The sequence below is a fragment of the Tunicatimonas pelagia genome, from assembly GCF_030506325.1.
Classification (GTDB): domain Bacteria; phylum Bacteroidota; class Bacteroidia; order Cytophagales; family Cyclobacteriaceae; genus Tunicatimonas; species Tunicatimonas pelagia.
On record NZ_CP120683.1, the window covers coordinates 3047487 to 3071705 of the forward strand.

Genomic DNA, 24219 nt, shown 5'->3' on the forward strand with positions numbered 1-24219 from the left:
CGTGTATTTTTGCATCAGAAAAAACAACATTCTACTAAATTGTAAAGTAACGTACTTTTTCCTTGAATCTTCCCTATTTCATTGCCAAACGCATTAGTAAGACTGAGAATCGCTCATTTTCGGCTACAATCAACCAGATTGCAGTAGCGAGTATCGCACTTGGTCTGGCTCTGATGATTATTTCGTTCCTGATCTTAAGTGGCTTTCGGAAAGAGGTTAAGGATAAAATATACACGTTCAGCGGGCATATTCAGGTAACAAAGTATACACTGAACAATGCTATGCAAGAAGAACCGGTGTCGCTCAACAATCCGCTTTACCGGAACCCGGAACAATACGATTACATCGATCATGTGCAGGTATTCAGTCATAAGGCGGGCATTTTAAAATCAGATACCGAGTGGTACGGAGTTTTTATGAAGGGGGTTAGCCCTAACTTCGATAGTGTTCGCTTCAAGCGCAATTTAGAGAAGGGTGAGTTTATCCAATTTAATCAGGATTCTACCGCTACGACTGGTTACTCTACCGATGTGCTGATCAGCCGGAAGATTGCTAATATTTTGGAAGTAGATACGGGTGATGCGGTTCGGATGTATTTTGTTGATCCGCCTACTCCTCGCCAGCGTAAGCTTACCGTGAAAGGTATTTACTACACTGGGCTGGAAGAATTTGACGACCAGGTGATTATCGGCGACATTGGTTTAATTCAGCGTCTGAATAATTGGTCGGATACGCTGGTGGGTGGGTTTGAAGTTTATCTAACCGATACCGACGATTTGGCCGAAGCCGAAACCATGCTACAAAATGAGCTAGACTACAGTCTCTACGTAGAAAAAATCAGCGATAAGTACGTGCAAATGTTCGAGTGGCTGGAGCTGATTAACAATAATGTGATAATTTTTCTAGTGCTAATTCTCTTTGTGGCCTGCTTCAATATTGTCAGTATTCTGTTGATCTTAATTATGGAACGTACCCAGATGATTGGGTTACTCAAGGCTATTGGAGCCAAGAATCGACAGATTCGTCGGATATTTACCTACAACGGAATGCGGTTAATTATGCGGGGTATGGTATTGGGTAACGTTATTGGAATTGGTTTTGGAGTTTTGCAGTATTACTTCAAAATTGTACCGCTCGATCCGGAAAACTACTACATGGAGTTTGTGCCAATTCAGTGGGATTTCACCGCCATTCTGTTCGTAAATGCCCTTACGTTTGGTACTATCGGGTTGGTTCTCAGCATTCCGACCGCAATAATTTTGCGAATCCAACCCATTCGGGCTATTCGCTTTGACTAGCCAATGCAGGAAGGTGATACTTTCGAAAAAGACTACGAACCTTCATATGGATTACCCCGCCGAAAGCTTCCCAGAAAATTTTTGACGACATTTTAGATTCCCCTCGGGTGCGATCGGTGAAGATAATCGGTACTTCTTTAATTTTGAAGCCGTACATCCAGGCATTGAATTTCATAGAAATTTGAAAGGCGTAACCTACAAACCGAAGCTGGTTCAGGCGAATGGCTTCCAGTACGCTTCTATGGTAGCATTTGAACCCAGCCGTAGCATCATTAATTGGCATTCCGGTAATAAACTTTACGTATTGGCTGGCAAAATACGATACCAATACTCGGCGAATGGGCCAGTTAACTACATTTACGCCAGTTACGTAGCGCGAGCCTACGGCCAAATCGTACCCATCGTCGGCACAGGCTCGGTAAAGCCGCACCAAGTCAGCCGGATCATGCGAGAAATCTGCATCCATTTCAAAAATGTACTCGTAGCCCTGCTCCAGAGCGAACTGAAACCCGCGAATGTAGGCCGTTCCCAATCCCAGTTTTCCCTCTCGTTCAATCAGGTGAATCCGGCCGTCGTGGCCCGGTTGCATATCCCGCACCAAGTCGGCGGTGCCATCGGGCGATCCATCATCTACTACCAGCACATCAAAGTTTACGGCTAACGATAAAATGCTGCTGAGTAACAGTTGGATATTCTCTTTCTCGTTGTACGTAGGAACAATAACTAGATTTTCACGCAAGACTTTAGAGGGCTTGTTAACAAAAGATTGCGAAATTAGCAGCTTATTGGTACAATTAAAACAATATTTGCGGAGTAATCTTGTACTAAGCTGGAGTTTTTAACAAAAAATAACGTGGCTACGACTCAAAAGTCAATTTGTGTTTTTTTAGATCGAGATGGAGTTATTAATCGTGATCGGGTGAATTACGCTTACGAACTGGAGAATTTTAAAATCTTACCAGGCGTTCCGGTAGCTTTACGGATGTTGCGGGACGCAGGATTTCATCGGATCGTAATCACCAATCAGTCGGGTATTGCGAAGGGAGTTTATACCCGCCAGCATATGCAAGCTTGCCACGATTTTATGCAGATGACGACTGGGCACTTAGTTGAAAAAATTTACTATGCACCCCATCACCCCAGTGTCACCGAATCGCTCACTCGGAAGCCTGACAGTTTAATGTTGGAAAAGGCCATTGCCCGCTTCAATGCTGACATTGGTCAATCGTGGATGATTGGCGATGCCGAACGCGACCTGATTCCGGCTAACAAGCTGGGATTGCAAACTATTCGAGTCGTAAGGGAGTCCGAAGACCGGAAATCGGAGGCTAAAAATGAAATAGAGACGGTTGGTCAGTATGTTGTTGCTGATTTAGTGGGGGCGGTGAAAATTATTGTCGGATAGCAGAATCGAGGTGCTTAGTGTTAAGATGTTATAGTTTTCTTATATAGAAAAACTCAAGTTGCATCAAAAGTCTTTAACAACTAAGCACTCTAACACTTCGCACAGTAACACTAGAATGGCTACCGCAATATTTCAATAAGATGCTTCACGCCTTCTTCGCTTACTTTGTACTGCCCTTGGCGCATTTTAAATACCTTTTTATAGTCTTGATTCAGCTTATTAAAGTGAGCGGTGTTAGTGAGATCGATACCGTGGTCGCGAAGCAGCTTATTCACTTCCCGAGTGGTGAACGTGTTTTCATTGTTTTGTGACTGGATAAAGTAGCTGGCGAGCAGCACAATATCGGTTTTATTAATACTTTTGGGGGCTTTATGATAGAACTCACCAAACGAAGAGGGAACTTCCAGTCCGTCGGGATTGGTTTTGACCGTTGGAGCAGCGATAGGCTGTTCGAAAATAGATATTTGCTGACCCTTGGTTGGAGTATCTTTTTCCGTTGGCTCATTAGCCGAAGCCTTCAAAATATCGGTAAATGCTTTAATAGTATCCGAATAAGTATCTACGTATTGCTGAGATCCTTCCACCTCAAATTCACAATTATTCCAGGCAATACGAATACGAACGCGATTATCTTCCATTCAATCAAGCATTTATCCATGTAACGAAGGTTGCCAATATACGCTTTTTTATTGCATCAAATCAATTAGTTTTACACCTCCAAACAAACCAAACTACACAACATGGACGTATCCGTTCGGATTGCCCCTTTACTAAACATTGCGATTACTGCCGGACAGAAAATTCTGGAAATCTACCATGATAGCGATTTCTCGCAGGTAGTCAATTTTAAAGATGATGATTCCCCCCTCACCTTAGCCGATAGTGCCTCTCACGAAATTATTGTTGCGGGGCTCAAGGAACATTTTTCTAACATTCCAATCATCTCCGAAGAGGGGAAAGACATTGCTTACGAGGAGCGCAAAGATTGGAATCCTTTTTGGCTGGTTGATCCACTAGACGGCACCAAAGAATTTATTAAGCGTAACGGGCAGTTCACCGTTAACATCGCCCTAATTCATAATCACCGTCCGGTGGTAGGTGTTATTTACACCCCGGTTACCGAAGAACTGTATTATGCCTCCCAGGAAGGCTACGCCTCTGATGTTAATGCAGGAACGTTCAAGCGAGAGTCGTCGGCCGAGCCTTATCCGCTAAGCGTAAGGCATCAGGCTGAAAACCGAGTAGCCGTCCGTAGCAGCAGTCATGCTTCCGAAGAGGAAGAAGCCGTATTGAATGAATACGGCGTAACCGAAAGCATGGCTCGGGGCAGTTCACTCAAGTTTTGTATGGTAGCCGAAGGAAAAGCGGACATCTACTATCGCCACGGCCCGACGATGGAGTGGGACACCGCCGCCGGGCAAGCCATAGTAGAAGGTGCTGGAGGAAAAGTTCTGCAAGGTACCGGTCCGGAGTTGTTCACGTATAATAAGGAATCGTTAAGAAATGGCAGTTTCCTTGTACTTCCGAAGAGTTGACTTTTAATTTAGGGCAATACCCATTACTTTTGCAATAAATTTAACTTTTTGAAGAAAAAATTTCAAATGAATAACAACTTTGCGCTAGTCATGGCAGGTGGAGTTGGCACCCGTTTGTGGCCCGTCAGTCGCCAGCAGTTTCCCAAGCAGTTTCACGATGTAATTGGGATTGGCGAATCACTACTACAATCTACGTTTCGCCGCCTTCAGAAAATTTGCCCGACCGAAAATATTTATATCATTTCTAATCAGGACTACTACGGGCTAATCAAGGAGCAGTTATCAGAAATAACTGATGACCAGATTCTACTGGAACCTGATTTGCGGAATACTGCACCCTGTGTTGCTTACGCCTTTCATAAAATTGCTCAGAAAAACCCGGATGCTAACCTGATTGTCTCTCCCGCCGATCACCTGATTGTGAAGGAAAATGAATTTGTTCGGTTGGCTACCCAAGCCCTAGACATTGCTAGCAAAAACGATTACCTAATCACTTTCGGCATTCAACCTACCCGACCGGATACTGGGTACGGTTACATTGAGTACGAAAAGGCAAAGACAGATGGAGTACACAAAGTAGCCGCTTTCAAGGAGAAACCCGACCGGGCTACGGCTGAGGAATTCTTGGAACAAGGGAATTTTGTGTGGAACTCTGGTATTTTTGTCTGGAGTCGGGCGGCTATCCAAAAGAGCTATGAGCAAAACTTGCCTGATGTAAATGCTCTCTTCACAGCCGGTCAGGATGCTTACTATACGGATCAAGAAACTGATTTTATCAAATCCGCCTACAACACTTGTATCAACATTTCCATTGACTACGGCATTTTAGAAAAAGCCGATAATGTCTACGTAATGCCCGCCGACATTGGCTGGACTGATTTAGGAACCTGGAAGTCTATTGATGGTGAGCAGAAAAAAGATGAACAAGGTAACAGTACCTTAGGTGAGGTAATGACCTACGGCACTAGCAACTCCTTCATCAAGGTTCCAAAAGATAAAATTGGAGTGGTACAAGGCTTAGAAAATTATATAGTAATTATGACCGATGATGCCCTGATGATTTGCAGCAAAGATGAAGAGCAAATGGTCAAGAAATTTTTAAATGATATTAAAGAAAAAGGTTTAACCGCATACGTATAGCATTATGAAAAAGGCACTTATCACGGGCGTAACTGGACAGGACGGCGCCTATCTTACTGAATTTCTGTTAGAAAAAGGTTACGAAGTACACGGCATCAAGCGTCGTACTTCATTATTCAATACCGACCGGATTGATCACTTATACCAAGATCCCCACGAAAAGGATCTTCGTCTGAAGCTCCACTACGGGGATTTGACGGACTCTACCAATATCATTCGAATTGTGCAAGAGGTGCAGCCTGATGAGATTTATAATTTGGGAGCGATGTCGCACGTAAAGGTGAGCTTCGATACACCGGAATATACGGCTAACGTAGATGGTCTGGGAACGCTACGTATTTTAGAAGCGGTGCGTATTTTAGGGCTAGAGAAGAAAACGAAGATTTACCAAGCATCTACTTCCGAACTGTACGGATTAGTGCAGGAGGTTCCTCAAAGTGAAAAGACCCCGTTTTATCCGCGCTCACCTTACGCCGTAGCTAAAATGTACGGCTACTGGATTACCGTAAACTACCGCGAAGCCTACGATATGTACGCGGTCAACGGAATACTCTTCAACCACGAGTCGCCACTTCGGGGTGAGACATTCGTAACCCGTAAGATTACCCGGGCGGCAGCTCGAATTGCCCTCGGTTTACAAGATTGCTGCTACCTGGGGAACATGGATGCTAAACGCGACTGGGGTCACGCCAAAGACTACGTACAAGCAATGTGGCTCATTCTTCAGCAGGAAGTAGCCGAAGACTACGTAATCGCTACGGGAATGACTACCACCGTACGTGACTTTGTAAAAATGTCGTTCGCTGAACTAGGAATTGAACTTGCGTTTGAAGGCACCGCGGAAAACGAAACCGGAAAAGTAGTTAGCTGCTCCAATCCCGATTATCAGCTACCCGAAGGCAAAGTAGTGGTGCAGGTAGATCCTACGTATTATCGCCCTACCGAAGTGGAATTGCTCATTGGTGATCCTACCAAAGCAAAAGAACAATTAGGTTGGGAACTAGAGTTTGACTTGAAAGGCTTAGTAGAAGATATGATTCAATCGGATGTCGAGCTTTTCAAACGAGATAAATTCTTACTGAAAGGTGGGCACAAAGTGTTCAACTACCACGAATAAGCACACATCAAACCTAAATAAAGTTTACAGTGGAGAAAGAAGCGAAAATTTATATTGCCGGTCATCGAGGGATGGTCGGCTCCGCTATTATGCGAAACCTACAGGGCAAAGGTTACCAAAATTTTGTCACTCGCCGTTCGGCTGAGCTAGACTTGCGAAACCAGCAGGCAGTGGCCGATTTTTTTGCTGAAGAAAAACCAGATTACGTATTTCTGGCAGCAGCCAAAGTAGGCGGAATTCACGCCAACAATACCTACCGGGGCGAATTCTTATACGACAATCTGATGATCCAGAATAATGTGATTCATCAGAGCTACGTGCAAGGAGTGAAGAAATTACAATTTCTGGGTTCATCTTGTATTTATCCCAAAATGGCTCCTCAGCCTTTAAAGGAAGAGTATTTGCTCACCGGGTTGCTCGAGCCAACCAATGAGCCTTACGCCATTGCCAAGATTGCCGGAATCAAGATGTGTGAGAACTACCGCGCCCAGTACGGCTGCGATTTTATCTCTACCATGCCGACCAACTTGTACGGGCCTAACGATAACTATGATCTCAACAACTCCCACGTATTGCCCGCATTAATTCGTAAGTTCCACGAAGCCAAAGAAAGTAGGGCGGAGAATGTAGAAATTTGGGGAACAGGTAGTCCTAAGCGGGAATTCCTGCACGTGGATGATCTGGCGGAAGCTTGTGTTTACCTGATGGAACATTATAGCGAACCCGAACTGGTGAACATCGGTACCGGAGAAGATATTGCCATCAAAGACTTAGCCCTGCTAATTAAGGATATTGTCGGTTTTGAAGGTGAGCTAACCCATGATACTTCCAAACCCGACGGCACGCCCCGCAAACTAATGGACGTAAGTAAGCTCCACCGCCACGGCTGGAAGCATAAAATCAGCTTGCGCGAAGGCATTACCTCTGTCTACCAGCAGTATCGGGAAGAGGTAGCGGTTTGATAGTTTTATAATGTTTCTTTTCTTGTTCTCCATGGAGAACGCGCTACTTGACAAGGCTCGGAAGTTTAAAAGCGAAGGTTACGACTACGGCAAGATAAGATCGTATCTGAGCAATGCCGGTTATAGTGAGCAGGAAATTACGTTAGCCTTCCGTCATTTAGACGAGGAAGAGATTCATCAGCTATATCAAAAGCAGCAGCTCAATCGGGTAAAAGCAGCTTTACTTATTAGTATCATCACTACCCTTCTCGGACTAGTGTACATGCTTTATGAGTATACAATGTACGATAGTATTAGTCTGATAACATTACTCCCCGTAGGCTTTTTCGTAGGTACTTACTTCGAGTATCGCCGTGTAAAAAGGAACACGTTTACCACAAGAGAAATTATACGAGAGGAAAATAGAAGAAACAGTTGGCGTCATACTAATTAGCTCTCGCCCGTGAATAGCGCATCTTACTCTCTACGAAACATAATTGAATGGTTTTACCGTATACAACAATAGCTCCTGTTATTACTTAGTTATAAAAAAACTACAATGGTAAACCCAATTTCTATTGAAGATTATGCTACATTGAGCGCTACGGCTCATGCGGCCGTTTTCACCGATCTGAAAAATGAGTTGCGAGCAATGGACGATTATATCAGCTCCATATTTAAAGGCAATTTTATAGTGCCAATTATAGCAGCTGTTCCGGCCATTCTCTTTTTCTTTCTATCATCAGTAATAGCCAAAGTGGGTTGTGCGGTAATCGTGCTACTTAGCATATTCCATTATTTCCATAACAGAAAGCTGGCTACGATTAAAGATGGCATAAGTGAACCTGAAACTTTGGTTGAGCAACTAGAACGTTGTCAGGAATACATTGAGAAGTTACGATTTTACTATGGGCTTTATACCTATTTGGGAATGGCAGGAATTTACGTAGGTATGATGATGATTACTACCGGTAGTTTATCTTTCTTTCCATTTGACAGCTTATCAACATCAGCAGGGTTTTTTATAGCAATATATATCCCGACTATATACGAAAACAAAAAGTACCAACGCGCCCTTAATCACACCGAAGCCAAGGTACAGTCTGCTTTGGGCATACTAAGACAGGAGAAGCAGTAGAGAACAAAGAGTTGTGAATTACGGCTTCAATTATAAATAACTTTTCAACCTATCATAATCATGGCAAAACTATCTTTATCCTACCATAATAAAATCATCGCTGGGGTTTGCGGCGGCCTGGCCGACCACTTTGGTTGGGATGCCACAATGGTTCGAATCATTTTTGCGGTTGCCGCTATTGTAGGATTCGGGTCTCCGGGGCTGGTCTATTTGGTGCTTTGGCTAGTGATGAAGTATTCCTGAAAGATTTTGGGTATCTTTACATTTAGAAGTATTTAGTTATTTTCTATGAATACCATAAAGATGTACGAAGCACTGCGACCGACTTTGGGTGAAGACAATGCCAAAGTAGTAGTAGATGAAATTGCTAACATCCGAGAACTAGATTACGCTAAGTTGAAAGAAGTATTTGCTACTAAAGAAGATTTACATACTAGCATTAATTCTTTAGAACGTCGTTTATCCGATAAGATTGATAAAATCTATTGGTTCATTCTGGGGCAGACCGCAATTCTGGTTGGGCTTATTCTCGCCATTCTTCGCTTGGTGGATTTAGTGTAGAATACACGTAAAGTTGCCAATCACATAAATTTAGCTATATCGTACAAATCTCCTTCTTTGGAAAAAAAGAACTAATAGCTATATTGATCCATACTTCGCTTATTACTACCCAGGGCTTTTTGGTGCAGTAAATAAAATCGCTAACGTCCCGTCCGGGGCATTCCATATCAGGTAAGTTTTACTTCGTAGGTCTACAAAGCAATGTAGATCATCTTCAGTAAGGCAAGTGCACATTTCTGCTTATTGTATTTCTCGAGCCATAGTATAGATTCTGTAGTCAATACTAATGGAGTAGTCGCGGTATGTTTGTACAAATGGCATATCAGTAATGGGTGATTCTCAGCTACCTCCCCTTGTGGGACATTTTGTGTAATCATTAACCTATACAATACCTTAATTATGAAGAACAGTTATCTCTTTTTTAATTCCAAAGCTACTAAAGTATGGTTTGTCCTATTAGGGCTAATCATCTCTTTTTCCGAAATCAGTGCTCAATCAGTCGTAGATCAGTATGGTCGCCTTCGGGTGCAGGGCAATCAGATCGTTGATAAAAACGGTGATCCCGTCAGCTTGGCGGGGAATAGTCTCTTCTGGAGCAATGCGGGCGACGTAGATGACTATTACAATAGCACCACCGTTAATCATTTAGCCGATGATTGGAACAGCTCTATCGTCCGGGCGGCGATGGGAGTAAAAGAAACGTGGGACGGGGGCACCGGATACATTGACAATCCTCAGCAGCAAGAAGCTAAAATTCGAAAAGTTATTGATGCAGCAATCGCTAAAGGTATCTACGTAATTGTTGATTGGCACAGTCACGAGGCGGAAAGGTACCAATCAGAGGCCGTTAGCTTCTTCCGTAAGATGGCTCGACTGTACGGTAACCGTCCCAATATCATCTATGAGATCTACAACGAGCCGATCAATCAGTCCTGGTCAGAAATTAAGTCTTACGCCCAAGCGGTCACCGCCGCCATTCGTTCGGAAGATCCAGATAATCTGATTATTGTGGGCACTCCGTTCTATTCTCAGCGAGTAGATGTTGCCTCCAACAGTCCTTTGCCTGATAATAATACTGCTTATACGCTACATTTTTACGCCGGAACGCATCGCCAAGAACTACGCGACAAAGCTACTCAAGCCATGAACAATGGGATTGCTCTATTCGTGACCGAGTGGGGCTCAGTGAGTGCTTCGGGAGATGGAGTAATAGCTGAAGCTGAAACCAGGCGGTGGATGGACTTTATGCGAGAAAATAAGCTTAGTCATGCTAACTGGACTGTCGCCGATAAGGCAGAAACTTCATGCATTGTGCAGCCCGGCAAAGGCGTAAGTGGGTTAACCAGCAACCAGTTGACCCCTTCCGGGAGACTTGTCAAGGGCATTATTAAAGATTGGTCAGATAACTCCGGGGGTGGAGGAGAAAATAGTGTACCAACGGTGTCGTTTATTTCTCCCTCGGGAAACCTTACTTTGCGAGAAGGGTACGATCTTGATATTGATGTAAAAGCCACTGATACTGACGGAAGTATTACCAAGGTCGAACTCTATATCAACGATAGCTTTGTTCGGACTGAGAAGTGGAAACCCTACACTTGGGGACACAATGGTTCGCCCAACCCCGAAGAATTGAACGGTTTATCACCCGGTACTTACGTATTCAGAGCGGTGGCTACCGACAACGACGGGGGTACTGGTGAGGCTTCGTTCACGCTTACTGTTTAGGAGAACGGCGGGGGTGGCGGAACAGCAACTTGTGATTTTGGCACTCCGTCGAGTAGTAGCTTGCCTTCGGTCGATAAAGTCTATAAAAACGTATACGTGCTGGGTTTGGGAGGGCCTGATCTCTCTAATATTGCTGAGTTGAGGATCAATTGGGCGAATGAGTCGTGGGGGAATGGTCTTTGGGAAATGGCATTTCAGACCAATAACGGTACACCGGCTTGGTGGACTGATCTTCGGGAAACTTCGTCTAATACATTTGCCTCAACTTCTCCATCGGTTACATTTATTAATTCTAACTTTCCCGGATTGAACGGTTCTTATTGGGTGACTTTAGATGATGGCAACTTCGTAATGGTTTCCAAAACCGATGACTTTGTAATCTACTTCAGCAACTCCAGCACTGCCCCACCTTGCGGAACTAATGCTCGCCGAGCTAGTGGAATAAAAGAGACCGTTTCGTCGCCTAATGATTTTGCTGAACCATTTGCAGTATATCCCAATCCCGCTACCGATTACCTAACGGTAGAAGGGGTAGAAACTGATGCCACCATCCGTATTCTCACAGTACTGGGGCAGGAAAAGGAGATCGTAAAAAGTCAGAATCGTATCGACGTAACCAGTTTCCAACCCGGAATGTATATTCTTGATATAAACGGAAGAAAATCTAGCTTTATCAAAGAGTAGTTCTACTAAGTTACCTCCAGCTAAGAAGGGTTGCTGAACTTTACAGTAACCCTTCTTTTTTGACTGCCATTGCAGAAAACTGCATACAGTGCAGTAAAGGATTGCTTCACACTGCTTTGATATTAAAATACCGATCGGTATCTTTGTGATAAGTATTATGAGAAATCCCGAAGCTACCCGCAAATTAATTATTGATAAATCGCTGGCTCTATTTAATACCCAGGGTTATCAAACAACATCACTGTCTGATATTACCGAGGCCACTGGAATGACCAAAGGGGCAATCTATGCTAATTTTAGCAATAAAGAAGATGTAGCTTCCGCAGCGTTTGATCGCGCAGTAGAGATCGTTTTAGGTAGAGTACGAGAATGTATCCGGGAGGCACCCACCGCCCCGCTAAAGCTTAGGGCAATACTGCAATATTATGAAAAATATGTTCTGAACCCGCCAATTCCGGGTGGTTGTCCAGTGTTAAACTCAGCAGTAGAGGCTGATGACAATAATCCTTTGCTGCGTACTAAGGTCGTCCGTCTGATAACCAAGATTAAAGATTCTCTCCGGCAGATTGTACACCGAGGGATTTTAGAGAAGCAGTTGCACGAAGATTTGGATGCGGACGCCTTCATAATGCTCTACTACGGGGCTATTGAGGGGGCAATTATGGTATCAAGGGTAGAAGGCGATCGGGATTCATTTGTTGATATGAGCCGATTTTTGACCCAGCTTATTGACCAATATTCGCTATAATTATTTATTAGAAACCAATCGGTATTTATATGAAACCTGCTGTCGTGATTCAAGGTGATGGAAAGAATATTAGCCGTCCGGCATCGCATCCCCGTAAATCTAACTGGAAGCTCACCTTCTTGAAAAAGAGTTTACCGATACTCCAGCATATTGCTCCCGGTAAAGTAGCCAAAATTATTTGGCAATATTTTGTTCGTCCGGGAAAGGCACGTTTTTCTGATGCACAGTCAGCCTTGGTAGAAAAAGCTGAGGTAGCAACAATGACGTATCATGGTCATGAGATTGTTACCTACCGATGGGGTGAGTCAGGACCCAAAGTACTGCTTTGTCACGGTTGGAGATCTAAAGCCGCTGATTTCCGCCGAATGATTGAAGCGTTAGTAAAGCAGGGCTACGTGGTAGAAGGTATCGATATGAAAGCCCACGGTAATTCGGAGGGTGAAGCCACCGCGTTACCTGAGTTTATCGAGATCTTTAAAGAGCACTACGTTAAAAATGCGCCTTACCACACCGTAATTGGTTACTCTTTGGGTGGTATAACCGCAGGTATGGTAATGACGGAAATCACTCCCAATTTACACCCTGAACATCTAGTACTTATGGCATTCCCACCCTACGTTCGCTATTTTTTCCGCGATATTGTTGAACAGGCTGGGTGTAACGAACAGGTTTATGAGCGGTTTTGTGGCTTCGTGGAGAAATATTATCACCAGACAGTAGACTATTACGATTTGCGAAAGAATCTGGCTCAGGTCACGGAGAGCAATATTTACCTGATTTACGATGAGGACGACCAAACTGTGCCGATCGCTAAAGGGGAAGAGCTATGGTCAGCTGTGCCCAACGCCACTTTTGTGCGAACCCAAAAAATGGGACACTATCAGATTATTGCTAACAGAAAGGTGATTGACTACATCGTCCAAACGATCAATCAGCCGGAGAAGGTTGCGGAAAGCTAAGCGATTACCCCCAATAATGATCGAACTTCTTGAGCGATACTAGCTGGGTCATAACCACATTCGGTATGCAGTTGAATCTGTTCACCATGCTCAACAATCTGGTCAGGAATACCTAACCGTTTCACTGAGGCAGTGTAGCCATGATCGACCATAAATTCTAAAACAGCACTACCAACTCCCCCCATTAGGCAGCCATCTTCCACCGTGATTACTCGAGTGAAGCGAGAAAATACTTCGTGAAGCAGAGCTTCGTCCAATGGTTTTACAAAGCGGAGATCATAGTGGGCTGGATGTACGCCTTCTTGAGCCAAAGCTTCACAAGCTTCTACTGCATAATTTCCGACGTGCCCGATAGTTAGTATCGCTACTTCTTCACCATCCTGTACACATCGTCCGGTGCCTACCGGAATTTCTTCTATTGGAGTACGCCAATTCGGCATCACTCCCTGTCCTCGGGGGTAACGAATTGAAAAAGCTCCTTCTTTGTATTGGGTAGCCGTATACATCAGATTGCGTAACTCAGCTTCATTCATTGGGGCGGAGACCACAATGTTGGGTAGGCAACGCATATACGCCAGATCGTACGCTCCGTGGTGGGTGGGACCGTCGGCTCCGGCGATTCCAGCTCGATCGAGGCAGAAAATTACCGGAAGTTTTTGGATACAGACATCGTGCACTACTTGATCGTAGGCTCGCTGCATGAAAGTGCTATAAATATTGCAGAACGGAATCAACCCCTGTGTAGCTAGCCCAGCCGAGAAAGTAACTGCATGTTGCTCGGCGATTCCCACATCAAATGCCCGGTCGGGCATTTCTTTCATCATAATATTCATTGAGGAACCCGAAGGCATAGCCGGAGTGATACCGACAATCTTCTCATTCTCCTTGGCTAATTCTACGATAGTTTCGCCAAATACGTGCTGGTACTTAGGAGGCTGAGGAGTATCGTGTACTTTCTTACGAATCTCTCCGGTTACTTTATCAAATTTACCCGGAGCATGCCACTTGGTTTGGTCTTTCTCGGCTTGCAAGTAGCCTTTGCCTTTTACCGTGACGCAGTGCAGAATTTTTGGCCCGGGAATCTTCTTCAAGTCCTCCATCACGCTGACCAGATGGTTCACATCGTGCCCATCTACCGGACCGAAGTAGCGTAGGTTAAGCGACTCAAATAGATTACTTTGTTTCAGTAAAAATGATTTGATGCTACTTTCTACCTTAGAAGCAATTTCTTGGGGATTCGTACCAAACTTACTTACTTTACCTAGTAACCTCCACACATCATCACGAACCTTGTTGTACGTCTGAGAGGTGGTAATATCCGTCAGATAATCCTTCAGTGCCCCCACATTAGGATCAATAGACATGCAGTTATCGTTCAGAACAATCAGCAGATTGGTATCTGAAACTCCGGCGTGGTTCATTGCCTCAAAGGCCATTCCCCCGGTCATAGCTCCATCACCAATCACGGCAATATGCTGCCGCTTTTTATCTCCTTGGTACTTAGAGGCTACTGCCATGCCTAATGCGGCGGAAATGGAAGTAGACGAGTGCCCTACCCCAAAAGTATCGTACTCGCTTTCACTACGCTTCGGAAAGCCCGAAAGGCCATTATACAATCGGTTGGTATGGAAATTATCTCGCCGCCCGGTCAGAATCTTATGACCGTAAGCTTGATGTCCCACATCCCAGACGAGTTGATCGTAGGGGGTATTAAAAGCCGAATGAAGGGCTACTGTAAGCTCAATAACTCCTAAACTGGCTCCGAAGTGCCCTCCGTAAACAGATACATTATCAACAATAAACTGCCGTAGCTCGGTGGCGAGTTGCACCCGTTGTTCGGCGGTTAAATGTTTAAGATCAGTGGGGCTATTAACAGTAGATAACAATTTGCCGGGTTTAATCAGCATAGTGAGTGGTTTAATGATGTGGTAAGAAAACTACCATTCAGTTCAATTGTTTATTCGGTTGGGTTGGCTGTAACTAATTGTACGAAAATGCAAAAGAACAGTTTTTTCACCAAACGGACAGCGAATTAGCCCGATTATATTATAAATTTGTGTTGGTCAACTCATAACTGGCCAGCTTTAATTTGATTTGCCTGACCAACTAAAGTAGCTCTGTTGTGAGTTTTGAAATTAAACTACCCTTATTCGAAGGCCCTTTTGATCTACTACTGTTCTTTATTGAGCGCGATGAGCTAGATATTCATGATATTCCGATCTCTACAATTACCAACGACTTTTTGAGCTATCTGCATGAGCTAGATCAAATGAACATTGAGGTAGCCAGCGAGTTTATACTGGTAGCAGCTACGCTGATGCGGATTAAAGCTAAAGTTCTGCTCCCTCGTCCGGTGCTGAACGAGGAAGGTGAAGAAATAGATCCGCGCGATGAGCTAGTTAAACATTTGCTAGAATACAAAAAGTACAAATCAGTGGTGCAGGAGTTAGCAGCGATGGAGGAGGAGCGTATGCAGCAGTACGAGCGAGGGAATGTGATGCAGGAGTTGCGGGCATTGGCGCAGGAGCAGCAGGTAGAAACCGAACTACAGCACGTAGATTTATATAAACTACTGAAAGTTTATGAGAAGGTGTGGGTTCGATTTACCGAAGAAAAAAAGGATAACTCGCACCGTGTAGTGCAGTATCCGTACACCGTAGAAGGGCAAAAGGGATTTATCCGACAGTTGTTAAGTAAGCAGCCTCGTGATGTCTCCTTTGTAACGATTATTGAACATAACCCGAATAAAATTGCGGTAATTTTTAACTTTTTAGCCATTTTAGAACTATTACAAATCAGTGAAATAACCATTAAGATTGGCGAAGGCTACAACAATTTTTGGGTATACCGAACGGAAGATGCGGAGCAGGCATGAATATTAATTCCAAAGAAATTTTTAAAACGCTTAATCCAAATAGAATCTGGGTTCCGGTACTGATTGGAGTCGGGATTGTAGCGTATCTATTCATCAGTGATCCTGATTTTTCGGCGGATAAGCTCAGCTTAATCTTTGATGCGGAGCTGTGGCCACTGTTTCTGGCTCTCTTAGTTATTCTTATCCGGGACACCGGCTACGTGTACCGGATTAAAGTGCTAACCAATCATGATCTTACCTGGGAGAGCAGCATCTACGTAATCATTCTTTGGGAATTTGCATCAGCCGTTACTCCTTCGGTGGTTGGCGGAACCACCATTGTGGTGTTTGTGCTCATGAAGGAGGGAATTAAGTTTGGGCGAGCCTTAGCTTACGTGATGCTGACGGCCATTCTGGATAACCTGTTCTTTTTAGTAATGTCGCCCTTGGCATTGCTGTATTCCAAACAGGAGTTGTTTCCCGATTCGGAAGATATGCAAGTGCAGCTAGGCAATAGCTTGCAGGTGCTCTTTCTACTAAGCTATAGCCTTATTGCGGTGTACACATCCATTATGGCTTATGCTTTGCTAATTCGTCCGCGAGGGTTTAAGTGGTTTTTGCTTAGGATTGGAAACCTTCCGTTTATCCGGCGGTGGAAGCACCATCTTAATAATCACGGTGATGAGGTGATTTTAGCTTCAAAACAACTACGCGGTAAACGCGGACGATACTGGATTTCTGTTTTGCTCTTCACTTTCCTCATTTGGATAGCCCGCTACGCAGTGCTGAATTGTTTAGTAACTGCTTTTGCGGAAGTAAGCTGGAGCGAACATCTGCTAATCTTTTGTCGCCACCTAATGATGTGGATTGTAATGCTGGTTTCTCCCACCCCTGGCAGTAGCGGTACCGCCGAGTTTTTCTTCAATCAGTTTTTCTACGAATTTTTGGGTGATTACACCATTGTCACCAACATTTTGTGGCGAATGCTCACCTATTATCCTTATTTGTTGCTGGGAGCAATTTTCCTACCTAGGTGGATAAAAAGAGTCTTTTTTAAGAAGAAAGAGGAAGAGAAGAAAGCACCTACCGTAGAAATACTGAAGTAGGTTACGAGAGTAGGTAGGGTATCTCTTTAATAAAACAGCCGAAGTCTCTTGCTCAGTGGCAAAAGACTTCGGTTGTTTTCGTTTTCTAGTGTGCGTTTTCAATGCGTTGACTATAATCCGCCCGGTTAAAAATACACCTCGGCAAAAGTTTGTAGGTGTTAAGACCGTTCAGTCTCAGCGAAGAAAAAGCTACCTTCTTGCTGCGCCGTTTCATCGGCATCGGAGCCGTGTACCGCATTGGCTTCAATTGACTTGGCGTAGAGTTTACGGATGGTACCTTCTTCCGCATCAGCCGGGTTGGTAGCTCCAATCAACTTACGGAAATCGGCTACCGCATTATCTTTTTCCAGAATTAATGCTACAATCGGCCCCGACGACATGTAGTCGGTCAGGTCGTTGTAAAACGGACGCTCTTTATGCACTTCGTAGAATTTTCCAGCGGTTGCTTTGCTAAGCTGCGTCTTTTTCATCGCCACAATGCGAAAGCCTGCTTCCTCCATCATTTTCAGAATTGCGCCAATATTGCCTTCCGCTACCGCATCAGGTTTAATCATAGAAAAGGTTCGGTTTCCTGCCATGTTTCTTAATTTATACTAACTTACAAATTGTGAATAGTTATCAGTGATCTGTATTCTGACTATCCATTGAAATCAACTTTATCTTGGCACAAAGCTAAGAGTTTATCTGCATCTTCCCGAATTTTTCCTAAAATTGATCTATGCACCGTCGCCAGTTTTTTCGTAAGACCACCGCTGCCTCGCTAGGCAGTTTTTTAGTTTCTTCCGCTTCCACCATTGCCCCGCCAACTACTCTAAAACCCAACCGTCTGAAAGAAGGGGATACCATCGGTTTAATCACCCCCTCCCGCTACCTGACTGAGGAAAAGCTGCGCGAATCGGTAGAAAACCTAGCCAAACTCGGCTTCCGGGTGAAGTATACCGAAAATATGCTGGTGAAGAAGGGCTACTTAGGTGGCACGGATCAGCAACGAGCCGATGATATTAACCAAATGTTTGCTGACGACAGTGTAGACGGAATTATGTGTGCGGCGGGCGGTTACGGCACTACCCGCTTACTTCCCTACTTAGACTACGATATGATTCGTAACAACCCAAAAGTGCTGATCGGCTACAGTGATATTACCGGACTACTCTACGGCTTGCACAGCCAAACCGGACTGATTTGCTTTCACGGACCAATGGGTACTTCGGATTATAACGATTATACCACCCAGTACTTCCGCCAACTACTAATGGAACCCCAAAACGAACTTACCTATCAGAATCCAGAAAGTATTAGTGAGGAAGAGTTGGTACCTCTCTATCTGCAAGACGAAGAAGATACTACCATCTCTACCGCTGAGCTCATTACTCTCTCGCCCGGCGTAGCTGAGGGAACGTTGGTAGGCGGAAACCTCACGCTGGTCAGCTCTATGTGCGGTACTCCCTACGATATTGATATGCGCGATAAGATTGTGTTTCTGGAAGACGTAGGCGAAGCTCCCTATCGTATCGACCGTATGCTCACCCAACTACTACTCGACCCCAATAAACTTCCGGCAGCCAAGGGTGTAGTGCTCGGCCTTTTCACCGACTGCGAAACCGACAATGAAGACAAATCCTTCTCCCTCGCCCAAGTACTCTACGACCGACTCGCTTCTCTCGGCATTCCCGTGCTCTACGGCCTGATGTTCGGTCACATCAAACGTAACGCAACGATTCCGGTTGGTATTCAGGCAAGGCTGGATGCTGACGGGAAAAAGCTTACTTTGTTGGAGAAGGCAGTAATATAAAAACTTTTTGAAGTTCAATCTTCTTGTTGATATTACTGGCTTTGTGCTACGCCTTCTGAAGCCGTAGTTCTGTGGCTTTCTATTTTTAGAGTGAGGTCACCAAGTAATTCTTTTAATACCTGATTTGCCGTATCATTTCCAGTCACTAAGGTTCTAACTGCACTTTCGTATTTACCTGCGCTTTGGTAGCCAAGTTTTTTTGCAATCTCTGTCAATGCTTGTGTTTCACGTACTGGATAACGACATATCAATCCCTCTATATTACCATCACTAACAAAACCGTCGAATATACCATATTCTTTATCTCGTACTGACTTAATATCAACTACTACTTCATGTAGATCTTCTGATTGTACGGTAGATTGATTTGGTATACTCTCAAAATATTTAGACCTAATTACTCGCTCACAGCGACGAGCACACAAGCGTCGTTTATGAGACGAAATAGCTGTCAATGCTGCTTCAAGAGCGGTACTAACTAAGTCTTGTGGGAAATCTTCCGTAAGAACATGTGTTGCTACAATTCCAATAATATTTGGATGATAATACAGAGACTCTACAGAATAGTAAGGTATAGCAAAAATATTCTGGGATGCTAAATAAGATATATCGTCATCTGTTCTATCATCTGCGTCAATTAGCCCAAAGGCTTCTATCCATCCTACAGACTCTGTAAATTGAATCGCCTGAACTTTATTCTTTACCTCAGCGCAACTACCACAAGGAATAATAGAAACGGTTGGGAATAATAATTGATATAGCTGCTTATCTAAGCTCTTTTTATCATCGCCCTCTACAAACAATAGCTTTCTTTTTCCTCCTAAAATCTGATGTTTTACATCCGAAGGAATATTATCATTAGCACTGATAAAATCTGTGTCCCAACTGTCAATAACCTTGTTTTCTCTTCCTCTTGAATCATCGGACCACTGACAATCTCGTATTAAAAGTACATTTGCTTCAGGATTATCTTGGGGCAGGCTTATATCATGAGTGGAAATCACAAAGGCACAATCTTTCCGCCTTTGAAATAATGAAGATAGAAGGGGCGAAATTATAGAGCGATGAAGATGTCTCTCGGGTTCATCAACTAATAATAAACTGCCAGGTTTAGCTGTTAAAACAGCACTAGCAATCAATAAAGTATTTCTTTCTCCATCTGACATCTCAGCAATACTATATTCATCACTCCCATTTTTATTAGCAAACAATTGATTGTCATTGCTAATAGATATCTCAATAGGAAGGCTTGCCATCTTCATTAATTCGTTGATTGTTGCTAAGGGTGACTTTGTATTGCTTTTGTTCTCTGCTTCCTCTAAATTACCTCCGTCTACCAGTTTAGCTATTTCTCTAGCTCTGACATTTTCTGCTTCAATAAGTTCGTAAATAGCTATATTAGAGCGTTGCTCTGCATAATGGTCACTCCATCGGGCAACACTTTCTTTATCACTGTAAGACATCTGCTTTTCTATGTCTATTTTATCTCTAGCTGTAAGTGATAGTGCGTTTGAAGCAAGCCAAGTTCTGCGGTGGGCAGATATACGTTTAGAATGATCTTGATTAATCTCAACTAATCTTTGCATTAAACTAGATTTTCCAACGCCATTAGCCCCAACAACGAAGATAACTTCGCCAGCCTTGAGAGTATGCTCTTTTAGGGAACCATCAGTGTCGTTATAATTAAACTGTAACATTCCTGAAATTTTCAAATTAGATTCTCTATATCCTGCCGTCCGTGAAAAACTCGCACGATTTGAATATCATCACCTGCTTTCTGGTAGAAAATCATGAAATCGTTTTTTGGAAAAGCCAGTACTCCAGGTGGGGTATAATCGCGAGGGGTTCCTATATTGGGTGAGTCAGCTAGCGTTTGACAGGTAGATTAGATCGTGTCTAGCAGGGCATCCGCCCTGTTCGATCCTCCGTGCTGGGCACGATAAAGCCAGACATCGTATAAATCTTCCTCGGCTTGATTGCTGAAATAATAGGATGTCATTAGCTAGTCCGTTGTTCGGCTTCCCACTTGGCTCTAGCTTTACGTTTGATTTTATCAAAATCTACTTTTTTAAATGAGCCTTTCATACCCTTTTCTATCTCAACTTTCAACTCAGCACATTTACGCTGATAGTCAGCTTCAGCTTCCTGTAACAAGCGTAAGCCAGCTCGAATAGCCTCACTAGCGTTATTGTATCGACCGGTGGCCACGCATTCTTGCACAAAACTTTCCAGCTCAGGAGTAATAGAAACGTTCATAGTATTATAGTATTATCATCGTATCAATGTACAGATATATTGCTTCAATAACGAAGATTGTTATTCTTCGTTGTACACATTCTAATCAGAGAATGCAAATTCCATCAATTACTATCTACTTCCATCCATTTTTCGTAATTTTCAAGATTAATCTCTCGTAACAGATGAATATTTCACTACACCCTTTCACTTTAAAACTCAAAGATCCATTCCGTATCTCCTACGAATCGCGGGATGAGCAGGAAGCTTTAGTTATTCAGCTTTCGGATACCGATAAGCAGGGTAAACCGATAGTTGGCTTAGGCGAAAGTACTGCCAATAATTACTACCAAGTTTTCGTTGAGCAAATGCAGGACGAAGTGGAATCGGTACGAGAAATTATCGAGAAATATTCTTTATCCGCTGAGCCTTTAGAAGCAGGCAAGATGGGTACCCCCGAATATTTCTGGCAACAACTTGCCCCTCACTTACAACAAAGCCCTTTTACGCTCTGTGCTCTCGATATCGCCGCTCATGATTTGTACGGAAAAAAAATCGGTCAGCCACTCTACCAACTTTGGGGATTAAATCCAGCGAACGCTCCTACCACCAACTACACTATTGGCATTGACAGTATTGAAGTGATGGTACGGAAAATGAGAGCTAAGCCTTGGCCAATCTATAAAATCAAACTGGGTACATCCGAAGACTTGGCGATTGTACAAGAACTACGCAAGCATACCGACGCGGTATTTCGGGTAGATGCCAATTGCGCCTGGGGAGTACGTGAAGCCATTGAAAACTCTCGGGAGCTAAAAAAGCTGGGAGTAGAATTTATTGAGCAACCGCTCAAAGCCAACAATTGGGATGGAATGAAGGAGGTCTACCAACACTCGGCTTTGCCACTGATGGCCGACGAAAGCTGTATCGTCGAGAGCGATGTAGCAAAATGTGAAGGCTATTTCCACGGAATTAATATTAAACTGACCAAGTGCGGAGGAATCACTCCGGCTCGTCGCATGATCCAGGAAGCTCGTCAGCGAAATATGAAATTAATGGTGGGTTGTATGACCGAATCTACCGTTGGTATTTCAGCCATCGCCCATTTATCGCCGCTGCTGGATTACGTAGATATGGACGGGGCTATGCTACTGGCCGAAGACATTGCTACTGGGATTATCATCACCCCTGACGGGGTACAATTTCCCGATGAAAATGGTACAGGAGTTCAACTATCAGCCCTCAGTAATTTATCATCGATTTGAATTTATGATAGAAACACAGGCATTGCCAGGACGAACGATTGTCACCGAGGGAAAAGAGCGATTGTACTTTAGCGGCACATCGTATTTAGGCATTCATAAAAATGTTATTTTTCAGGAACTGCTTCGCGATGGTTTTAGCCAGTACGGCACCGGGTACTCCAGCTCGCGCTCGTCTAATGTGCAATTGTCAATTTATGAAGAATCGGAAAGCTGGTTGGCTAGTTTTGTAGGTGCGCCCTCGGTGCTTACCTTCTCTTCCGGCTATCTAACTGGGCAAGCCCTGGTTCGCACCCTAGATCAAGGGCAGCGGTTCGTTTACGCTCCGCAGGCGCACCCGGCTCTGTGGCGTAATGAAAAAGACAATGTACCGGGACAGTACAGTGAATGGGTATCGCACCTAGAAGCGAAAGTAGGCTACGGAGACGAAGAAGTAGTGATCGTAACCAATTCGGTAGACCCGCTGTACGCTCAACCCCATTCCTTCGCTTGGGTAGCGCATTTACCCGAGTATCTCAAAGTCACATTAATTATTGATGATTCTCATGGGCTGGGAGTACTGGGCGAACGAGGCGAAGGAATATACGCTACCGTGAAGCAGCTAACTCCTCCTAATGTCTCACTAGTAGTGGTTAGCTCATTAGGAAAAGCACTAGGTGTGCCAGGCGGAGTGGTGTTGGGAGATAACTCAACCGTTCAGCAATTGAAGAGGAGCACCTACTTTGTGGCCGCATCTCCGGCAATTCCGGCCTATTTACACGCCATGCTTCGGGCTGAGAAGCTATACGCGCTTTTACTTACTCAGCTTCGGGAAAATGTACAACACTTCCAGTCACTCATTCAAAATACGGATGTATTTCAGTACTTCGGAAACTATCCGGTCTTTTATAGCTCGGATCAAAGTCTCTGTGAAGCACTAAGTGATCAGTGTGTACTGTCCAACTTTCCGTATCCTAATCCTGACAGCGATTGCATCACTCGAGTAGTAATTAGTGCGCTGCATACTCGGTCTGATTTCGATACGCTGGCTCAGTTAGTACGAGAGTATACTACTACAGCATCGGAACGATAACCGATTCGGACTTTTTTCGTATATTGTAATGAATTATTATTCATATGAAGCGATCTAAAGAAGATATTCGTACAAAGTCAGTGCTGGTTTCTAAAGAAGGAAATTTTAGCCGTTCTTCTTCTTCTCTGCTTAAAAGCAAAAGAGTACGCCAGCAAATTGCTGATTTTGCCAAAGTTCAGGTGAGTGAACTCCCTTCAGTTAGTAAGCAGGCTGGTTAATCCCTATGGCTTTTCTTTTACTTCTTCTCAATCAAGTCCCGTACTTTCACAAGAATAATGCTGCCTATCGGGCAGCTCGTAAGAGAAACGATTCGTTAGAACTCTTGCTCATTAATGCTATCTTCGATGATATTCCGGTGACACTATCACTAAAATCCGGAAAGGTATACATTGGTTACGTTACTGCCGAAGGCGATACCAATACCAGCGAAAGAAAGCAAGTTCGGATTTTACCCGTTCTGAGCGGCTACCGTAAAACTGATACCAAAGAATTAATCATTACAACTAATTACGCCGCTACTATTCAAAAATTACAGTTTAAACCACCCGTTCCGTACGATGTTGTTATTCCCATAGCTGAAATTGAAACCGCCAGATTTCATGATGAGCATCTTTTTCAGAAGTTTCAGCGAGAAGTAGAATAGTGAG

27 protein-coding genes and 1 pseudogene are annotated in these 24219 nt (G+C 43.9%); 21 read left to right on the forward strand and 7 right to left on the reverse strand.

Annotated elements, in window-relative coordinates; all coding sequences use genetic code 11:
- Window positions 1-62 precede the first annotated feature (62 nt).
- The gene (locus P0M28_RS12930) at window positions 63-1298 is read left to right on the forward strand and encodes an ABC transporter permease (protein WP_302210328.1); all 1236 of its coding nucleotides are present in this window, start codon (window positions 63-65) and stop codon (window positions 1296-1298) included.
- Here P0M28_RS12930 and P0M28_RS12935 read toward each other — a convergent pair.
- Window positions 1282-2037, reverse strand: coding sequence for a polyprenol monophosphomannose synthase (locus tag P0M28_RS12935; RefSeq protein WP_302210329.1), 756 nt, complete (start codon window positions 2035-2037; stop codon window positions 1282-1284). The genes P0M28_RS12930 and P0M28_RS12935 overlap by 17 nt on opposite strands.
- A 114-nt stretch (window positions 2038-2151) precedes the next feature.
- On the opposite strand from P0M28_RS12935, the gene P0M28_RS12940 reads away from it, so the two are divergent.
- Window positions 2152-2703 (forward strand): D-glycero-alpha-D-manno-heptose-1,7-bisphosphate 7-phosphatase, encoded by a 552-nt coding sequence (locus P0M28_RS12940; protein WP_302210330.1) that lies wholly within the window; start codon window positions 2152-2154, stop codon window positions 2701-2703.
- A gap of 119 nt (window positions 2704-2822) precedes the next feature.
- Here the strand turns inward: P0M28_RS12940 and P0M28_RS12945 are convergent, their stop codons facing one another.
- The gene (locus P0M28_RS12945) at window positions 2823-3341 is read right to left on the reverse strand and encodes a hypothetical protein (RefSeq protein ID WP_302210331.1); all 519 of its coding nucleotides are present in this window, start codon (window positions 3339-3341) and stop codon (window positions 2823-2825) included.
- A 102-nt stretch (window positions 3342-3443) separates the two neighbouring features.
- Here P0M28_RS12945 and cysQ point away from each other — a divergent pair, with 102 nt between their 5' ends.
- From cysQ to P0M28_RS13005, 12 genes are all read left to right on the forward strand, one after another.
- The gene (cysQ, locus tag P0M28_RS12950; protein WP_302210332.1) at window positions 3444-4238 is read left to right on the forward strand and encodes a 3'(2'),5'-bisphosphate nucleotidase CysQ; all 795 of its coding nucleotides are present in this window, start codon (window positions 3444-3446) and stop codon (window positions 4236-4238) included.
- Window positions 4239-4286: 48 nt separating this feature from the next.
- Window positions 4287-5378, forward strand: coding sequence for a mannose-1-phosphate guanylyltransferase (locus P0M28_RS12955; protein ID WP_367281910.1), 1092 nt, complete (start codon window positions 4287-4289; stop codon window positions 5376-5378).
- A gap of 4 nt (window positions 5379-5382) precedes the next feature.
- A complete protein-coding gene (gene gmd / locus P0M28_RS12960; RefSeq protein WP_302210333.1) occupies window positions 5383-6495 on the forward strand; it encodes a GDP-mannose 4,6-dehydratase in 1113 nt (370 codons plus the stop codon).
- A 29-nt stretch (window positions 6496-6524) separates the two neighbouring features.
- Window positions 6525-7457, forward strand: coding sequence for a GDP-L-fucose synthase (gene fcl, locus P0M28_RS12965; protein WP_302210334.1), 933 nt, complete (start codon window positions 6525-6527; stop codon window positions 7455-7457).
- Between the two features lie 31 nt (window positions 7458-7488).
- On the forward strand, window positions 7489-7890 hold the full coding sequence (locus P0M28_RS12970) for a hypothetical protein (protein WP_302210335.1): 402 nt from the start codon (window positions 7489-7491) through the stop codon (window positions 7888-7890).
- 105 nt (window positions 7891-7995) lie between these two features.
- A complete protein-coding gene (locus P0M28_RS12975; RefSeq protein ID WP_302210336.1) occupies window positions 7996-8574 on the forward strand; it encodes a hypothetical protein in 579 nt (192 codons plus the stop codon).
- 60 nt (window positions 8575-8634) lie between these two features.
- Window positions 8635-8817: a PspC domain-containing protein gene (locus P0M28_RS12980; protein WP_302210337.1), complete on the forward strand. Its 183-nt coding sequence runs from the start codon at window positions 8635-8637 to the stop codon at window positions 8815-8817.
- 45 nt (window positions 8818-8862) lie between these two features.
- On the forward strand, window positions 8863-9135 hold the full coding sequence (locus tag P0M28_RS12985) for a hypothetical protein (RefSeq protein ID WP_302210338.1): 273 nt from the start codon (window positions 8863-8865) through the stop codon (window positions 9133-9135).
- A gap of 399 nt (window positions 9136-9534) precedes the next feature.
- On the forward strand, window positions 9535-10860 hold the full coding sequence (locus P0M28_RS12990) for a cellulase family glycosylhydrolase (RefSeq protein WP_302210339.1): 1326 nt from the start codon (window positions 9535-9537) through the stop codon (window positions 10858-10860).
- A 60-nt stretch (window positions 10861-10920) separates the two neighbouring features.
- Entirely contained in the window at window positions 10921-11544 is a 624-nt protein-coding gene (locus tag P0M28_RS12995) for a T9SS type A sorting domain-containing protein (protein ID WP_302210340.1), read from the forward strand.
- Window positions 11545-11701: 157 nt separating this feature from the next.
- Entirely contained in the window at window positions 11702-12292 is a 591-nt protein-coding gene (locus P0M28_RS13000) for a TetR/AcrR family transcriptional regulator (RefSeq protein ID WP_302210341.1), read from the forward strand.
- Window positions 12293-12321: 29 nt separating this feature from the next.
- Window positions 12322-13251: an alpha/beta hydrolase gene (locus P0M28_RS13005; protein WP_302210342.1), complete on the forward strand. Its 930-nt coding sequence runs from the start codon at window positions 12322-12324 to the stop codon at window positions 13249-13251.
- On the opposite strand, the gene dxs is transcribed toward P0M28_RS13005, so the two are convergent.
- Window positions 13248-15158: a 1-deoxy-D-xylulose-5-phosphate synthase gene (gene dxs / locus P0M28_RS13010; RefSeq protein WP_302210343.1), complete on the reverse strand. Its 1911-nt coding sequence runs from the start codon at window positions 15156-15158 to the stop codon at window positions 13248-13250. The genes P0M28_RS13005 and dxs overlap by 4 nt on opposite strands.
- 215 nt (window positions 15159-15373) lie before the next feature.
- On the opposite strand from dxs, the gene P0M28_RS13015 reads away from it, so the two are divergent.
- Complete coding sequence (locus tag P0M28_RS13015; protein WP_302210344.1) at window positions 15374-16126, forward strand: segregation and condensation protein A; 753 nt, start codon at window positions 15374-15376, stop codon at window positions 16124-16126.
- Window positions 16123-17211 carry a lysylphosphatidylglycerol synthase transmembrane domain-containing protein gene (locus tag P0M28_RS13020; RefSeq protein ID WP_302210345.1) on the forward strand — a complete coding sequence of 363 codons (1089 nt, stop codon included), beginning with the start codon at window positions 16123-16125 and terminating at the stop codon, window positions 17209-17211. Before P0M28_RS13015 ends, P0M28_RS13020 begins: the two co-directional genes overlap by 4 nt.
- Window positions 17212-17369: 158 nt before the next feature.
- On the opposite strand, the gene P0M28_RS13025 is transcribed toward P0M28_RS13020, so the two are convergent.
- Window positions 17370-17789, reverse strand: coding sequence for a nucleoside-diphosphate kinase (locus P0M28_RS13025; RefSeq protein WP_302210346.1), 420 nt, complete (start codon window positions 17787-17789; stop codon window positions 17370-17372).
- Between the two features lie 140 nt (window positions 17790-17929).
- Here P0M28_RS13025 and P0M28_RS13030 point away from each other — a divergent pair, with 140 nt between their 5' ends.
- Complete coding sequence (locus P0M28_RS13030) at window positions 17930-19003, forward strand: S66 peptidase family protein (RefSeq protein WP_302210347.1); 1074 nt, start codon at window positions 17930-17932, stop codon at window positions 19001-19003.
- 32 nt (window positions 19004-19035) lie between these two features.
- Here P0M28_RS13030 and P0M28_RS13035 read toward each other — a convergent pair whose 3' ends face one another.
- The 3 genes and pseudogenes from P0M28_RS13035 to P0M28_RS13040 form a co-directional block, all read right to left on the reverse strand.
- A complete protein-coding gene (locus tag P0M28_RS13035) occupies window positions 19036-20715 on the reverse strand; it encodes an AAA family ATPase (protein ID WP_302210348.1) in 1680 nt (559 codons plus the stop codon).
- A pseudogene (locus tag P0M28_RS31080) lies at window positions 20712-20873 on the reverse strand (type II toxin-antitoxin system RelE/ParE family toxin); the annotation flags it as partial. The pseudogene P0M28_RS31080 and the gene P0M28_RS13035, both read right to left, overlap by 4 nt.
- A gap of 128 nt (window positions 20874-21001) precedes the next feature.
- Window positions 21002-21259 (reverse strand): type II toxin-antitoxin system ParD family antitoxin, encoded by a 258-nt coding sequence (locus P0M28_RS13040; RefSeq protein WP_302210349.1) that lies wholly within the window; start codon window positions 21257-21259, stop codon window positions 21002-21004.
- A 164-nt stretch (window positions 21260-21423) separates the two neighbouring features.
- On the opposite strand from P0M28_RS13040, the gene P0M28_RS13045 reads away from it, so the two are divergent.
- From P0M28_RS13045 to P0M28_RS13060, 4 genes are read left to right on the forward strand one after another with little or no spacing between them, the layout of a single operon-like run.
- Window positions 21424-22503, forward strand: a complete 1080-nt coding sequence (locus P0M28_RS13045) for a dipeptide epimerase (RefSeq protein WP_302210350.1) — start codon at window positions 21424-21426, stop codon at window positions 22501-22503.
- A gap of 4 nt (window positions 22504-22507) precedes the next feature.
- Window positions 22508-23572, forward strand: a complete 1065-nt coding sequence (locus P0M28_RS13050) for an aminotransferase class I/II-fold pyridoxal phosphate-dependent enzyme (RefSeq protein WP_302210351.1) — start codon at window positions 22508-22510, stop codon at window positions 23570-23572.
- A gap of 44 nt (window positions 23573-23616) precedes the next feature.
- Window positions 23617-23790 (forward strand): hypothetical protein, encoded by a 174-nt coding sequence (locus P0M28_RS13055; RefSeq protein ID WP_302210352.1) that lies wholly within the window; start codon window positions 23617-23619, stop codon window positions 23788-23790.
- A 5-nt stretch (window positions 23791-23795) separates the two neighbouring features.
- On the forward strand, window positions 23796-24215 hold the full coding sequence (locus tag P0M28_RS13060) for a hypothetical protein (protein ID WP_302210353.1): 420 nt from the start codon (window positions 23796-23798) through the stop codon (window positions 24213-24215).
- The last annotated feature ends 4 nt before the right edge of the window (window positions 24216-24219 follow it).